This is a genomic window from Leifsonia sp. NPDC102414 (assembly GCF_044765685.1).
Lineage (GTDB): Bacteria > Actinomycetota > Actinomycetes > Actinomycetales > Microbacteriaceae > Leifsonia.
Genome location: NZ_JBIWKN010000003.1, coordinates 366475 through 381319 on the forward strand (window position 1 = coordinate 366475; position 14845 = coordinate 381319).

A 14845-nucleotide genomic window follows, 5' to 3' on the forward strand; every position below is an offset into this window, starting at 1 on the left:
TTCATCGATAGGTATCGCGGATATTGCACGACTGCACGGTTCCGCCTAGGCTCGCGCTCGTGACTAACTCGGGGGAGCGCACAGGTGCGCGAATGACACTGTTCGGAATGATCGCGGCGGGGGCCACGGCGATCGCGCTCTTGTCGGCGCCCGTGGCGGCGAACGCCGACACGGCGGACGATCAGAAGGCGGCTCGGTACTACGCGCAGGTGCAGGCGGCCGCTGCGGGGACGGAGACGTCGCAGGAGGCAGAGCAGCAGAACGTCGTCGACGGGATCGGCGAGTTCCAGACGGCGGGCGCCGCCGACGCGGTGCCGTCGAAGTTCGTCGCAGGCGATCTGGCCAGCGATGCCGTGTTCTACAAGGGCAACGCGTGGAGCGCCGCGACCATCCAGTCCTTCCTGAACACCAAGGGCTCCGGATGCACGACCGCGGCTGCGCCGGGGTGCCTCAAGAACTTCAAACAGACCACGCCCACCAAGGTGGCCGACCCGATGTGCGCCGCGTACACGGGTGCTGCGGGGGAGACGGCGGCGACGATCATCGCGAAGGTCGGCGTCGCGTGCGGCATCAACCCCGTCGCGCTCCTCACCATTATCCAGAAGGAGCAGGGTCTCGTCTCTACGACGGCGCCGACCCAGTGGATGTACGACCACGCGACAGGGTGGAACTGCCCGGACACCGCCATCGGCTGCAGCACGAGCGCATCCTCGACCGGCTTCTTCAACCAGGTCTACGGCGCGGCGTGGCAGTTCAAGCGCTACGCCAACCCTGCAGGCACGAGCAACTACTTCACCTGGATCCCCGTCGGGAAGGTCAAGGCCGTCCAGTACAACCTCGACGCATCCTGCGGCACCAAGCAGGTCGCGATCTTCAACAAGGCGACCGCCGCTCTGTATTACTACACGCCGTACACCCCGAACGACGCATCGCTCGCCAGCTACCCCGGCGAGGGCGACGGCTGCTCCGCATACGGCATCCGCAACTTCTGGATGCTGTTCAACGCCTGGTACGGATCGTCCACCGCCGGATCCGTCCCCGCCATGGCGCGGCTCTCCGGCAGCGACAGGTTCGAGACGTCCGCCGCCATCTCGCGCGCCGCATATCCGACGCCCGGCGCCGGCGTGGCGTCGGCATACATCGCCAGCGGCATGAACTTCCCCGACGCGCTCGCCGCCGCCCCGGCAGCCGCGAAACTCGGAGGCCCTCTGCTGCTCGTGCAGACGACCGCGGTTCCATCGCCGATCATGACGGAGCTGCGCAGGCTCAAGCCGAAGACGATCTACGTGGCCGGCGGCGTCGCCTCGGTGACGAACGGCGTCCTGGCGCAGCTGCGAACCGTCACTCCGACGGTCAAGCGCGTCGCCGACTACGACCGCTTCGCCACGGCGAGGGCCATCGCGAACCAGGCGTTCGGGTCGGGCGTCGACACCGCGTACGTCACGTCTGGCATGAACTTCCCCGACGCGCTCTCCGCCGGGGGAGCGGCCGGTGCGCAGGGCAAGCCGGTGCTGCTGGTCAACGGTGCGCTCGGCGCCCCGGACAGCCTCACCGTCGCGGAGCTGCGCTCGCTCAAGGTCACGAAGGTCAACGTCGTCGGCGGCCCTGCCAGCGTCTCGGCCGGCTTCGCCAACGGGCTGCAGAAGGCTGGCTTCGCCGTGACGAGGCTCGCCGGCAGCGACAGGTTCGCCACCAGCGTCGCCGTCAACGCCGCCGCGTTCCCCGGAGCGACGTCGACAGCACTGCTCGCGTCCGGCGCAGCGTTCCCCGACGCGCTCTCCGGCGCAGCGTACGCCGCGACTGCGAAGAGCCCGCTGCAGGTCACACCCCAGGGATGCGTCTACCCCCGGGCTGCCGTGCAGACCCTCAGGGCGCCGACGTACAAGCTCCTCGGCGGCACGACGGCGCTCAGCGATCTCGTGGGGAAGCTCAGCGTCTGCCAGTAGACTCCTCGGGTGCAGATTCGCGAACTGAGTATTCCTGACGCTTACGAGATCACTCCGAAGCAGCACGCGGACGACCGCGGACTGTTCCTGGAGTGGTACAGGTTCGACCGTCTGGAGGAGACCGTCGGCCACGCGCTGAACCTCCGTCAGGGCAACACCTCCGTCTCGAAGCGCGGTTCGGTGCGCGGCATCCACTTCGCCGACATCCCGGTCGGGCAGGCCAAGTACGTCACGGCCACGCACGGCGCCGTGCTCGACTTCGCCATCGACATCCGGGTGGGCTCCCCGACATACGGTCAGTGGGACACGGTCCTGCTCGACGACAAGGACCGCAAGGCGATCTACGTCTCCGAGGCGCTCGGGCACTGCTTCGTCGCGCTGACCGACGACGCGACCGTCAGCTACCTCGTCACCGACGTGTACAACCCCACCAGGGAGCACGGGATCAACCCGCTCGACGCCGAGATCGGGCTCCGCTTCCCCGAGGAGGCAGGCGAACTGCTGCTCTCCCCGAAAGACACAGAGGCCCCCGGCCTCGCCGAGGCCGCAGCGGCCGGGCTGCTCCCCACCTGGGAGGCCGCCCGCGCGTTCTACGCCTCGCTCGACAACGGAGGTAACTGACCGATGCGCGGAATCATCCTGGCCGGCGGCTCAGGCACGCGACTGTGGCCGATCACCAAGGGCATCTCCAAGCAGCTGATGCCGATCTACGACAAGCCGATGATCTACTACCCGCTGTCCACGCTGATGATGGCGGGGATCAACGAGATCCTGATCATCACGACCCCGGAGTACAACCAGCAGTTCAAGGCGCTGCTCGGCGACGGCTCCGAGCTCGGCATCCGGCTCGAGTACGCGGTGCAGCCGTCCCCGGACGGCCTGGCGCAGGCGTTCATCATCGGTGAGGAGTTCATCGGGGACGAGTCCGTCGCGTTGGTGCTCGGCGACAACATCTTCCACGGCGCCGGCCTCGGCTCGTCGCTGCGCAACCACAGCGAGGTCGACGGAGCGCTGATCTTCGCGTACCACGTGAGCAACCCGACCGCGTACGGCGTCGTCGAGTTCGACGAGACCTTCACCGCCGTCTCCATCGAGGAGAAGCCGGTCAAGCCGAAGAGCAACTACGCCGTCCCCGGCCTCTACTTCTACGACAACTCCGTCGTGGAGATCGCCAAGACGATCGAGCCGAGCGCGCGCGGGGAACTCGAGATCTCGACCGTCAACGAGCGCTACCTGGATGCGGGAACCCTGCAGGTCCAGGTGCTCGACCGCGGAACGGCGTGGCTCGACACCGGGACATTCGAGTCGATGATGCAGGCGTCGGAGTACGTGCGCGTCATCGAGGACCGGCAGGGCTTCAAGGTGGGCTGCATCGAGGAGATCGCCTGGCGCGCCGGCTGGATCGACGACGACCAGCTCGCCACGCTCGCCGCACCGCTGGTCAAGAGCGGGTACGGACGCTACCTCAACGGGCTGCTGGCCGTCGAGGCCTGAGCGCTACGCGCATCCACTGCTGACGAAGCTCCCGCCGTGCGACGGCGGGAGCTTCGTCGTTTCGTCGGCGTGGCGAGCCTGCGCTGAACGGTTCGGCGTCGAATAGGGTGGCTGTGGCGCCCGACCGCGCTGTCTACCGGCTCGCCCGGCACACCGGCTACGAGGAGCAGCAATGTCCAACCTCCGTATGGGTACGGCGATCGTCGCCGCCGTCAGCGCGATCGTCGCCCTGGGGATCGCGGGTCCCGCCATCGCCGCTCCCGCTCCAGGAGCTGCCGCGAGCAGCATCAGGCAGACCGCGGATCCGGCGCCGTCGGCCCCACCGGCTGCGGCCCCACCGGCTGCGACGCCGAAGAAGATGGGAGAGTACGCTCCCGAGCAGTTCACAGCGGCGGCGGAGGAGCTTCCCGCCGACCTGACCGACGCCGTCGCACGCGACCTCGGGCTGACCCCTGAGCAGTACCTGAGCGACGCAGCGGCCGCCACGGATGCCGCCGGCGTCGTCACCTCGCTCAAGAAGGACGGCGTCGACGTCGTCGCCTCGCGCATCGACGGCACGGAGCTGCACGTCACGGTCGCGTCGCAGGCGGATGTCGCGTCGGCGGAAGCGTCAGGGGCGACGGTGACGGTCGGCACAGCGGCGCCGGCCCCGAGCGGCCTGACACTCAACGCAGCAGCCTCTCCGCTCCTCGGCGGCACGGCCTGGGGATACCTCACCAACGCCACCACCGGCGAAGGGGAGCGCTGCTCGATCGGCTTCAACGGCACGAACGCCGCCAATCAGCCGCAGTTCGTGACGGCAGGTCACTGCATCCAGGGCACGCCGCAGTCGTCGATCATGCAGATCGTGCAGAGCAGGCCGAGCGACCCTGCGGCCCAGTTCGGAGCGTCGATCGGCGCACCGCTGGCGGGAAGCTTCCGCTTCGGCGGAGGGTTCGACTCCGGGATCGTCTCCGTCACCAGCACGGGATTCGCGCCGCAGGCGGCCATCTCGACCTGGGGAGGAGCGCAGGGAGCGCCGACCGCGAGCTCGCTCGCGATCAAGGGCGACACCACGGCCGTCGTCGGCGCGGCGATGTGCAAGTCAGGGTCGAGCAGCGGCTGGACCTGCGGCAAGATCCTCTACGTCGACGACCTCGTCAACGTCGACGACCAGCAGGTCAACGAGATCATCAGCGACGCGTGCGTGCTGAAGGGCGACAGCGGCGGTTCCGCGGTGGTCGGCGCGTACGCCCTCGGTGTCACCAGCGCCAGCTCGCAGTCGACCACCTGCGGCTCTGGGCAGCTCGGCGCGTTCTTCCCGCTCCGGTCGGCGACGGCCAACAGCGTCGCGGCGCAGCAGCCGGGCTGGAAGCTATCGGTCGCGGTCGCCGCCCCCGTCCCCACGGTGCACAACGGGTCGACCGTCTTCACGCCAGGCTCGTTCACCGGCTCCGTCGCCGGCGGCAACGCGCAGACGACCGTGTCGGTCTACTACGACGGGCGCACGGACGCAGCTGGCGCGAACGCCACGGCGACGGTCTCGTCGGCCGGCGCGTGGAGCGTCCCGCTGCCGACGACGCCGGGCGCGCACACCTACCGCCTCGTCTCCCGCTGGGGCACGACCTCCTCCGCGACGACCACGGGTTCGATCAGGACCGTCGCGAAGCCGGCCGTCGCCCGCCTCTCCGGCAGCGACCGGTTCGACACGGCCGTGCAGATCTCGAAGGCAGGATTCCCCGGCACGGCGGCGACCGTCGTCGTCGCCTCCGGAGTCGACTTCCCCGACGCCCTGTCCGCCGCTCCCGCCGCCGTCAAGCTCGGCGGCCCCCTGCTGCTGACTATGCCGGGCGCGCTGCCCGCATCCATCGCTGCGGAGATCGCCAGGCTCAAGCCGAAGAACATCGTCGTGGTCGGGGGCGTGAACGCCGTCTCTCCCGCCGTCGCCACCGCGCTCGGCCGGTACGGCAAGGTGACGCGTCTGGCGGGAGGCGACCGCTACGAGACGTCCAGGCTGGTCACCTCCTACGCGTTCGGCTCCGCGAAGCGCGTCTACATCGCCACGGGGACCTCGTTCCCCGATGCGCTCTCCGCTGGTGCCGCCGCGGGGTCGTTCGCCAACCCCGTCGTCCTGATGCCCGGATACGCGACGGGCGTGGACGCGGGAACCTCGGCTCTCATCACCAAGCTCGGCGCCACCTCGATCGCTGTGGTCGGCGGCCCGGTCAGCGTCTCCACCGCGCTCGCCGCCTCGCTCGGTCGCATCGCCCCTGTCACGCGGCTGGGCGGCAGCGACCGCTTCGAGACGGCGCAGGTTGTCAATACGAACGCGTTCGCCACGGACTCCGCGCTGTTCGTCGCCTCGGGTGTCACCTTCCCCGACGCGCTGGCCGGCTCTGCGCTCGCCGGCGCGAAGGGCGCTCCGCTCTACGTGGTGCCCAACGGATGCGTGGCACAGAGCACCGTCGCGGAGGTCGGCCGTCTCGGCGCGTCGGCGATGACCGTACTCGGCGGCACGTCGGCGCTCTCGTCGGGCATCTCGTCGCTGAGCGTGTGCCCCTGACGCGGCCGGGACGGGGACCGCGTCTCGACCACCCCCGAACAGGGTTCGTCAAAACTGAGGCAAATTCAATAAACCAGCGTTCCGCGCACAATACGTGCAATTCTTTTGCGTCGGAGGGCACGAACGCTGCGTATCCTGGCTAGGCTCGACGATGTGTTGACCCGCCAGACTCACGCGCGCCTTCTCGCAGCGCTCATGACGACCATCGCCGTGACGCTCGGAGGCGCCATTCTCGGCGCGCCGGCACAGGCCACCGAGGCGGCTGTCGCAGCCCCTGCTGTGTCCGCGGAGGCATCGGCCTCCGCATCCCGCGCCGCATCCGTCGAGAGCGTCCTCGGCCCGGTGAAGACGGCCGTCGGCTCCGACTTCAAGCCCGGCTACATCATCAGCGACTACAACTTCTACAACGGCTCAGCGCTCGACGCCGGCAGAATCCAGAGCTTCCTCAACTCCCAGGTCTCCTCCTGCCGAGCCGGATACACCTGCCTGAAGGACTACCGCCAGAACACGTACAGCAGGGCGGGGGATGCGCTCTGCGCGGCGTACACGGGCGGCGCCAACGAGACGGCGGCGACGATCATCGCCAAGGTCGGGGCGGCATGCGGCATCAGCCAGAAGGTCATCCTCGTGCTCCTGCAGAAGGAGCAGAGCCTGGTCACGGACGACTGGCCGACGACCGGCCAGTACAACAAGGCCACCGGATACGCCTGCCCTGACACCTCCGCATGCGACACCCAGTACTACGGCTTCTACAACCAGGTCTACATGGCGGCCTGGCAGTTCAAGCGCTACGGCAACCCGCCGGGGACGAGCAATTCGTTCACCTGGTTCCCTGTCGGCCAGGTCAGCGCCATCCGCTGGAGTCCCGTCGCGTCCTGCGGGGCAGGCAACGTGCTCATCCAGAACGCGGCGACCGCTGCGCTCTACTACTACACGCCGTACCAGCCGAACGCCGCGGCGCTCGCCAACATGTACGGCACGGGCGACAGCTGCTCCGCGTACGGCAACCGCAATTTCTGGCGGCTGTACACCGACTGGTTCGGCCCGACCACCGGCGGCGCAGCTCCGATCGGCAACTACGAGTCGGCCACGGTCGGCGGCTCGACGTTCGCCATCGCGGGCTGGGCGATCGACCAGACGATGATGCGTGCCGTGGTGAACGTGCAGATCACCTGGAACACCCCGTCCGGTGTCACCACCCAGACCGTCGCGGCCAACGGCAACAGGCCGGACGTCGGGAACGCGTATCCGTTCGCCGGAGCCAACCACGGTTTCACCGCGAGCATCCCGCGCTCCGGCGACGGGCAGTACTCCGCCTGCGTGACGGCCATCGCCACGACAGGCAACACCGCAGGCAACTCGGCCTTCGGCTGCCGCACGGTGCTGTTCTCGTCCGGCATCAACGGCAGCCCGTCCTCGAGCAGGGTGCAGGGAGCCGACCGCTTCGACACCTCGGTCGCCGTCTCCAAGGCTGCGTACCCGGCAGCGGGCGTTCCCGTGGTCTACATCGCTTCCGGCGCGAACTTCGCGGACGCCATCAGCGCAGGACCGGCCGCGGCCGCCCAGAAGGGCCCGCTGCTGCTCGCCAACGTCGGCTTCGTCCCCGCGTCCGTGCTGGCAGAGATCAAGCGGCTCTCGCCCGCGAAGATCGTGGTGGTCGGCGGAGCGGCGGCGATCGGTGACTCGGTCGTCGCAACCCTGAAGACCGTCCAGCCGAACACGGTCAGGGTCGCAGGCTACGACCGCTTCGAGACCTCGAGGCAGCTCGCCAGGTACGCCTTCCCCGCCGCGACGGGCGCGTACTTCGCGTCCGGCGTGAACTTCCCGGATGCGCTCTCTGCGGCCGCGGCAGCCGCTGTCGCCGCCCAGCCGATGCTGCTCGTCACGGGCTCCGCTGCGGTGGATGCGCCGACAGCGGCCTACCTCGCAGGGTCGAAGGTGAAGACGGCCACCGTCATCGGCGGACCGAGTGCGGTGGGCACGGGCTTCGAGAGCTCCCTCCAGAGCAGGGGAGTGGCGGCGACGAGAATCGGCGGAAGCGACAGGTTCGACACGAGCCACCTGATCAACGCGGCGAAGTTCCCCACCGCATCCACGGTCTACATCGCGGCGGGCACGACGTTCCCCGATGCGCTCTCCGGCTCGACGCTGGCAGGCGCGACCCGCAGCCCGCTGTTCGTGACGCCAGGCTGGTGCGTGCCCCGCGCGATCGGCAACGACATCGCGAAGATGAAGGCGACCAGGGTCGTGTTCATCGGTGGCCCGTCTGTGCTGTCGGGAGACGCGACGGCGTTCAAGCCGTGCTGACGGGCGCCGCCGGTACGACTTACGCCGCGCTGTCGTCCAGCTGCAGGTAACGGTAGAACTCCGCCTTCAACTCCGCGAGCGAGTGGTGCTGGTTGGTCTCGTCGAGGACGAACTCGATCGGAGTGTCGACCTTGCGCAGGCGCCAGCCGCGTTTGCGGGCGTAGCCGCACATCCACACGTCCTCGAGGAACGCGAAGTAGCGGGGGAGGTCGGTGAAGAACGACGTGTCCGCCACGATGTCGATGTCGCAGGCGCAGCCGCCCGTGCCGACGTAGCTGACCCTGTCGCCCGGCTCGGCGGGGCGGCGTGCCCAGTAGTCGCCGTCCATCGTCCAGGCCCAGAAACCGGCGATCGTGTGCGGGCCGGAGGCCGCGAGCAGGTCGGTGACGAGGTGGTCGCTGACGTCCTGGTCGTCGTCGAGCATCAGGAAAGCGCCGCGGTAGCCCTCCTGGTGCAGTTTGCGAGCGACGAAGAAGCGGCCGAGACCTCCGACGTTCACCCTGCTCGTGAACAGGCTCACCTCGGCGATGGCGCCGTGCGGACGGTACGCGGCGATGTGCTCGCGGTAGTACGCGGCGTCGGCAGGGCGGTTGTTCCAGAACAGGAGGCGGATGCGGGTGTCCTGCTGCGCATCCAGCTGGGTGAGGATCGCGTCGATGCGCTCCCTGCGATTCCAGAGGCAGACGATGATCGCGATCTCGCCGCCCTGTGCTTCCCCGAGGAGACGTTTCGGCTGGAACCGTCCTGCGCGATAGCGCGCCATCGCCCAGCGCCAGCGCGCGGCGGACACGGCCCGGCGCGCGAACGACGACGCACTCACCTGGAGACCCACCAGAGTCTGCCCCAGAGGCCGAAGCGGACGGCCAGGCGCAGCGGGGCGAAGTACCAACCGGCGTACTTGCGCGACAGGTAGCGGTATGCGCTGTCGTGGTGCGCCTTCTCCATCGTGTGCGCGTCGCGCGAGGTGGAGTGGGCGCCGGTGTGCGTGACCACCGCCTCCGGGATGTACATATTGCGCCAGCCGGCCCTGCCGAGGCGCGCGCCGAGGTCGACGTCCTCGAAGTACATGAAGTATCCGGGGTCGAAGCCGCCGAGCTCGCGGTACGCCTCAGAGCGCACGAGCACGCACGCGCCGGACAGCCAGCCTGCTGCGCGGCGGCTCTCGGTCTCGCGCTCTGCGCGGTAGCGCACCGTCCACGGGTTGGCAGGCCAGATGCGGCCGAAGAGCGCGTGGGCGACCCCCGTGCGCAGGGAGGGGAGGCGGCGGGCGGACGGGTAGACCGTGCCGTCCGCATCCAGGATCTTGGGGCCGAGGGATCCTGCGCCCGGCAGCTCGGCGGCGGCGTCCGCGAGCACGTCGATGGCGCCTGGCTGGAAGATCACGTCGGGGTTGGCCACGAGGATGAGGTCAGGGTTCGACGTCGCGGCCTCGACGCCGGCACGCACACCGCCGCCGTAGCCCTCGTTCTTCGGCAGCTCCAGGAAGGTGTACCCGGCCGCGCGCACCAGCTCGCCGGTCTCCGCGGCGCCGTCCGACGCGTTGTCGACCACGATGACCTCCGCGACGCTCGACCCTGCCGACGGCAGCGACGACAGGAACGGGCGCATGGCCTCTGTCGAGTTGTACGTCACCGTGACGACGAGAACGGAAGGAGTCATGCGTGCTTTCTTGTGCGGCCTGCTGGCGGGGTGGTCAGGAGGAGAGGTCGACGACCTCCGGCACCGCGTGGATGACACCCACCGCGAGCGGGTAGTACGGCACGTCGAACGAGCACGCCTGCGGCATGTCGGAGAGGTGACGGCCTGCGCTGTCCATCAGCGACGCGTTCACGAAGTACTTGCCTGCGCCGAACTGCGCATCCTTCAGCACGATGGCGACCGTGCGGCGCGCCCTGAGCCTGGACAGGTCGGCGCCGATGCGGGCCGTGGTGGTGCCGTAGACCGGCAGGCCCATCGTGTTGTCGATCTGGATGGCGCACATCCAGTCGTCGATGCCGGTGTCGTGCTCCAGCGTGACCTCGATGCGCACGTCGTCGCCCGGCTGCACAGGCTCGCCCGGCTCGCGGCCGACCGCGAACACGCGGGCGTCGATCACCCGGCCGTGCTCTGCGACGGAACCGGGGTGCTTGTTCGCCTGAACGGCGGCCTCGGCCTCTGCCTCGACCACGCGGCGGTCTTCGAGGATGTTGCGGAACTCGGTGACCGCCTCGCCTGGATCGCCGTCGAAGACGACGGCGCCGCGGTTGAGGAGGACGGCACGGTCGGCGAGCTCTGTGACCTGGTTGAGGTTGTGCGTCACGAGGATGATCGTGCGCCCCTCCTCCTGGAAGGAGCGGATCTTGTCGAGGCACTTGCGCTGGAACGCTTCGTCGCCGACCGCCAGCACCTCGTCGACCAGGAGCAGGTCGGGGTCGGTGTGCACGGCAACGGCGAACGCCAGGCGCACGTACATGCCGGACGAGTAGAACTTGACCTGCGTGTCGATGAAGTCGCCGATGCCGGAGAAGCTCAGGATCTCGTCGAACCTCTCCTCCGTCTGCTCCCGGCTGAGGCCGAGGATGGAGGCGTTGAGGTAGACGTTCTCCCGGCCGGTGAGGTCGGGGTGGAACCCGGCGCCCAACTCCAGCAGCGCGGCGATGCGGCCGCGGCGCGAGACGCTGCCGGAGGTCGGGTCGATGATGCCGCCGATGACCTTGAGCAGGGTGGACTTGCCGGACCCGTTGTGGCCGATGAGGGCGACGGTCGTGCCGGCGCGCATCGTGATGCTGACGTCTTTGAGCGCCCAGAACTCCTCGCGGTGCTCACGGCCGCGCCCGAAGGCCACCAGGCGCTCCTTGAGCGAGTTGTCCTTCCGGATGACGAAGCGCTTGGAGACGTCGGTCACGCGCACGACCTCTGGAGCTTCGCCCCCAGCGCCCGTCGCGGTCCCGTTCTCGGTGAGATTGGTCGTCATCGTCACACCACCTGCGCGAAGTTGCCCTGCAGACGGGAGAACACCCGCTGGAAAACGAAGAGGAGGACGACGCCGATCGCGAACGCGATGCCCATGCGCATCAGCAGCAGGTCAGGGTACTCTGCGACGCCCTGGCCGCCGACCCACATCGCCTTCTGGAAGCCGAGGACGGCGAGGGTGATCGGATTGTCGGTGTAGATGTCGAGCGCGAGCGAGTGACCGAGCGCATCCCTGACCATGGTCCAGGAGTAGACGATCGGCGATGCCCAGAGAAGGAGCAGCAGCACGACCTCCACGAGGTACTGCACGTCGCGCAGATACACGTTGACCGCCGACAGCAGCAGGCCGAACGCCGTGCCGAACACCAGCAGCAGCAGCACGGACGGGATGAGGTACCACGTCTCCGCGTGCAGCGGCGGCTTGCCGATCACCAGGGTGGCCACCAGCAGGATCACGAACTGGATCAGGAAGTTGAAGATGGCGGAGCCGACGCTCGCCAGCGGGAAGATCTCGCGCGGCAGGTAGATCTTCTTGATCAGCCCGGAGTTACCGACGATGGATGCGGTGGTGCCGCTGATGATCTCGGAGAACAGCGAGTAGACCGTCAGGCCGGTGAAGACGTAGATCGCGAAGTCCGGGATGTTCCTGGCGGCGCCGAGCACCTGGCCGATCACGATCGCATAGATGAGGAGCTGCGTGAGCGGGCGCACCAGCGTCCAGACGAAGCCGAGCACGCTGTCTTTGTAGCGCGACTTGAGGTCGCGGCGGACGAGGAGGGAGAGGAGCTCGCGGTGGCGGAAGATCTCGCGCAGCGAGTGCCACGATCCGGATTTGCTGTCGCCTCCGACCGTCACCATCCGCTCTTGGGAGAGCGCAAGGTATCGATCCTGTGCAGTCATTCAGTCGTCAATCTGTGTCGGGGTGTTGTCGGCGAGCGCTCGATGGATTATAGCTCGGGGCGTCGCCCGGTCAGGCGTTCCGCCACTGCGCGCAGCGGCTTGGTGAGCCGCCACGACGAGCTGTTCTCGAGTCCGGCGATGCGCTTGTGCAGGTCGTTGTTGATCCTGGTGCGCTCCGAGACGATGCCCTGGACGCGGTCGGGCGCCGGGGTCGGGTTCTTGCAGAACTCGATGAGCGGCGTGAGCGAGGTGGCCCAGGTCATCCCGGCGGCGAAGCGCTCGACGTTGCCGGCGATGCGGGCGCGCTCGTCCGCGTCGAAGAGGAGCTCCTCGATGGCGGAGGCAAGCGCATCCACGTCTTCCGGCGGGACGACGCGGCCGAGCTCGTTGTCGCGGATCAGCTCCGCGAAAGTGTCGCCGTCCGTGCTGATGATCGGCAGCGAGGCCCACAGGTAGTCCAGGATGCGCGTGCGGAAGCTGAACGCGGTCTCCAGGTGGTCGTAGTGGGTGCTCACGCCGAGGTCGGCGTCGAGCAGGAAGTCGGCGCGCTCCGTGTACGGCACCCAGGCGTCGTTGAAGAACACGACGCTGCCGGTGAGGCCGAGCTCTTCCGCGCGCTTGCGGGCTTCGACCGCCATCCGCATGGTCGGGATGTTCGGGTTCGGGTGGCTTGCGCCGAGGAAGTAGAGCCGCAGGTCGGGGTGGGCCTTGGCCGCGATCGCGACGGCCTCGATGAGGGTCAGCGGGTCGAACCAGTTGTAGATGCCTCCGCCCCAGATGATCACCTTGTCGTCCGCGGCGATGCCAGGGACGGTGCCCTTGATGCCGTGCGCCCGCTGGACGGGTGCGTCGTTCTCGACGCCGAAGGGGGCGACATCCAGGAGAGAGCGCATGCTCGGGTCCCTGTCGTAGGTCGCCGGGTTGATCCTGGCGAGCCCGGCGAGCTGACCGAGCCAGAAGTCGCGCTGCTTCTCCGATGCACAGACCATGAAGTCGGCGCGTTCGAGCTGGTCGTTGAGCACCTCGACGGTGTCGATGGCGACGGCGAGGCGATCGGCGGCGCCCAGGTCTTTGCCCTGCTCCAGCTGCTCCAGGTGCATCGGGTCGTAGATGTCGGCCACGATGATCGTGTCGGTGTCCTTGATCCACTGGTGGGTGCGCAGGATGTGCCCCTGGAAGACGAGCACCTCCGCCCACTCGACGTGCGAGTGCAGGCTGGAGTCGTCTGCGAAGTGCACGGGGAAGGCATCGGAGTGGATCTCGGCCTTGTTGGTCGAGACGAGGCGCACGTCGGCGAACGCGGAGAGCGCCTTCGCGATCTCCCACGCCCGGATCGCCGGGCCGGCCATCAGCACGCCGAGGGTGTCGGGGGTGACGACCAGGATGCGGCGCCTGCTGCCCGCTTCCCCTGGTGCGGTTCCGGTCTGCGACGGTTGCGACGGTGTGGACGTCATGGAATAAGAGTCTCCTGCTTGCACGTGATGGTGCGCCAGGGCATTCTGGCGTCGGATGACGTGCTTCTCGCCCGCGTCGGGCACGCCCAGCACGAAAAGCCGTCGGCAGGCTACCACTGCAATCGGGGAAGTCGGTGTGATCCCGTCAGCTCAGCGGGGGGCTCAGCGGCGTCCGCGGCCGAGCATCCTTGCAGCGCCGTCCGCGATGCGCACGATGCGGCGGGAGGTGAGGCGGTCTATGAACTCTCGCAGGGCGCGATTCTCCTCGCGCAATGTGTCGACCTCGCGCTCCAGCCCTGTCGCCTGCGCGTCGGCGGCGGAGACGCGCCTGTCCAGGTCGGCGATGGCCAGGCCGATCGCCCGCGCCTCAGCGACGGCCGCGTCGTCGACCGGCACGTCGGCCACGGGGGAGGCGACCGAGTCGGCGATGCGGGTGTCCGGCACGTACTCTCCGGAGGCGATCCCCGCTGCGAGCTCTGCGTCGTCAGGGTGGCGGCAGAGATAGAGGGGGAAGAGCACGCCGTCGAGCAGGCGCCGGTAGTCGCGCATCCCGTGGTGGTTGGGGCTGGGGGTGAGGTCGGGCGAGTTCTCGTACGCGCTTCCTGCGTTCCGCACCTTGCGGCTGTACTGCTCCCAGGAGCGCCACGGGAAGTGCAGCACCTCGACCTCGAAGCCCCTTGGGACCTGCCCGCGGTTCTCCAGGCTGACGAAGTGGTTGCCCTGCACGACCTCGACCTCTGCGTCGCCGATGTGGGCCGCGTCGTGGGTGGCGTGTGCTTTGAGACCGACGCGCTGAAGCGCATCCACCGAACGCAGGTCGCGGTACGCGAGACGCTGCAGGCCGGAACCGGCGATGGCGGCTGGGCCGATCATGTCGTGCACGGGCACGTCGAACGCCTGGATGTCCACCGGGATGTTCTCGAACGCCTCCTTGAGCGTGATCCCGTGCCGAACGGGCAGCCAGAACTCGTCGGCGTCGGCGTTGATCACCCAGTCCGCGCCGTGCACGGTCTTGGCCTCGCGGGCCATGCGGGTGACGGTGACGCCCTGCTGCTTCTGGTGCACAGGATCGCTGCGCAGGTCGACGACGCCGCGCTCCGCATAGCCCTGCAACAGCTCGTATGTGCCGTCGACGGAGCCGTTGTCGGTCACGATGATCACGTCGACGCCCTGCCGGAGGTGGTGATCGAGCATCGCACCGACGATGTCGACTTCGTCGCGCACCATCAGGGTCATCGCCAACTTCACTC

At 68.5% G+C, this 14845-nt stretch carries 11 protein-coding genes; 5 read left to right on the forward strand and 6 right to left on the reverse strand.

Annotation, left to right across the window (positions count from 1 at the left end):
* Window positions 1-92 precede the first annotated feature (92 nt).
* From ACIRCZ_RS14475 to ACIRCZ_RS14495, 5 genes are all read left to right on the forward strand, one after another.
* Window positions 93-1946 carry a cell wall-binding repeat-containing protein gene (locus ACIRCZ_RS14475; RefSeq protein ID WP_402854304.1) on the forward strand — a complete coding sequence of 618 codons (1854 nt, stop codon included), beginning with the start codon at window positions 93-95 and terminating at the stop codon, window positions 1944-1946.
* Between the two features lie 9 nt (window positions 1947-1955).
* Window positions 1956-2567: a dTDP-4-dehydrorhamnose 3,5-epimerase family protein gene (locus tag ACIRCZ_RS14480; protein WP_402854306.1), complete on the forward strand. Its 612-nt coding sequence runs from the start codon at window positions 1956-1958 to the stop codon at window positions 2565-2567.
* 3 nt (window positions 2568-2570) lie between these two features.
* Window positions 2571-3440, forward strand: coding sequence for a glucose-1-phosphate thymidylyltransferase RfbA (rfbA, locus tag ACIRCZ_RS14485; RefSeq protein WP_055890781.1), 870 nt, complete (start codon window positions 2571-2573; stop codon window positions 3438-3440).
* Window positions 3441-3612: 172 nt separating this feature from the next.
* Entirely contained in the window at window positions 3613-5982 is a 2370-nt protein-coding gene (locus ACIRCZ_RS14490; protein ID WP_402854308.1) for a cell wall-binding repeat-containing protein, read from the forward strand.
* Between the two features lie 195 nt (window positions 5983-6177).
* Complete coding sequence (locus tag ACIRCZ_RS14495; protein ID WP_402854310.1) at window positions 6178-8289, forward strand: cell wall-binding repeat-containing protein; 2112 nt, start codon at window positions 6178-6180, stop codon at window positions 8287-8289.
* A 19-nt stretch (window positions 8290-8308) separates the two neighbouring features.
* Here ACIRCZ_RS14495 and ACIRCZ_RS14500 read toward each other — a convergent pair whose 3' ends face one another.
* The 6 genes from ACIRCZ_RS14500 to ACIRCZ_RS14525 all read right to left on the reverse strand — a co-directional run bounded on the left by ACIRCZ_RS14500 (window position 8309) and on the right by ACIRCZ_RS14525 (window position 14843).
* Window positions 8309-9109, reverse strand: a complete 801-nt coding sequence (locus ACIRCZ_RS14500; RefSeq protein WP_402854312.1) for a hypothetical protein — start codon at window positions 9107-9109, stop codon at window positions 8309-8311.
* Window positions 9106-9948 (reverse strand): glycosyltransferase family 2 protein, encoded by an 843-nt coding sequence (locus ACIRCZ_RS14505; RefSeq protein ID WP_402854314.1) that lies wholly within the window; start codon window positions 9946-9948, stop codon window positions 9106-9108. The genes ACIRCZ_RS14500 and ACIRCZ_RS14505 overlap by 4 nt, the downstream gene beginning before the upstream one ends.
* 34 nt (window positions 9949-9982) lie before the next feature.
* Window positions 9983-11242: an ABC transporter ATP-binding protein gene (locus tag ACIRCZ_RS14510; protein ID WP_402854316.1), complete on the reverse strand. Its 1260-nt coding sequence runs from the start codon at window positions 11240-11242 to the stop codon at window positions 9983-9985.
* A 2-nt stretch (window positions 11243-11244) separates the two neighbouring features.
* A complete protein-coding gene (locus tag ACIRCZ_RS14515) occupies window positions 11245-12141 on the reverse strand; it encodes an ABC transporter permease (protein ID WP_055890801.1) in 897 nt (298 codons plus the stop codon).
* A 47-nt stretch (window positions 12142-12188) separates the two neighbouring features.
* Complete coding sequence (locus ACIRCZ_RS14520; RefSeq protein WP_402854319.1) at window positions 12189-13595, reverse strand: glycosyltransferase; 1407 nt, start codon at window positions 13593-13595, stop codon at window positions 12189-12191.
* A gap of 162 nt (window positions 13596-13757) precedes the next feature.
* The gene (locus ACIRCZ_RS14525) at window positions 13758-14843 is read right to left on the reverse strand and encodes a glycosyltransferase family 2 protein (protein ID WP_402854321.1); all 1086 of its coding nucleotides are present in this window, start codon (window positions 14841-14843) and stop codon (window positions 13758-13760) included.
* Between the last annotated feature and the right edge of the window lie 2 nt (window positions 14844-14845).

Coding starts and splice junctions, on each gene's coding strand:
- ACIRCZ_RS14520 (WP_402854319.1), bottom strand. CDS start 13,595: ATGACGTCCACACCGTCGCAACCGTCGCAGACCGGAACCGCACCAGGG.
- ACIRCZ_RS14505 (WP_402854314.1), bottom strand. CDS start 9,948: ATGACTCCTTCCGTTCTCGTCGTCACGGTGACGTACAACTCGACAGAG.
- ACIRCZ_RS14475 (WP_402854304.1), top strand. CDS start 93: ATGACACTGTTCGGAATGATCGCGGCGGGGGCCACGGCGATCGCGCTC.
- ACIRCZ_RS14490 (WP_402854308.1), top strand. CDS start 3,613: ATGTCCAACCTCCGTATGGGTACGGCGATCGTCGCCGCCGTCAGCGCG.
- ACIRCZ_RS14515 (WP_055890801.1), bottom strand. CDS start 12,141: ATGACTGCACAGGATCGATACCTTGCGCTCTCCCAAGAGCGGATGGTG.
- ACIRCZ_RS14510 (WP_402854316.1), bottom strand. CDS start 11,242: ATGACGACCAATCTCACCGAGAACGGGACCGCGACGGGCGCTGGGGGC.
- ACIRCZ_RS14495 (WP_402854310.1), top strand. CDS start 6,178: ATGACGACCATCGCCGTGACGCTCGGAGGCGCCATTCTCGGCGCGCCG.
- rfbA (WP_055890781.1), top strand. CDS start 2,571: ATGCGCGGAATCATCCTGGCCGGCGGCTCAGGCACGCGACTGTGGCCG.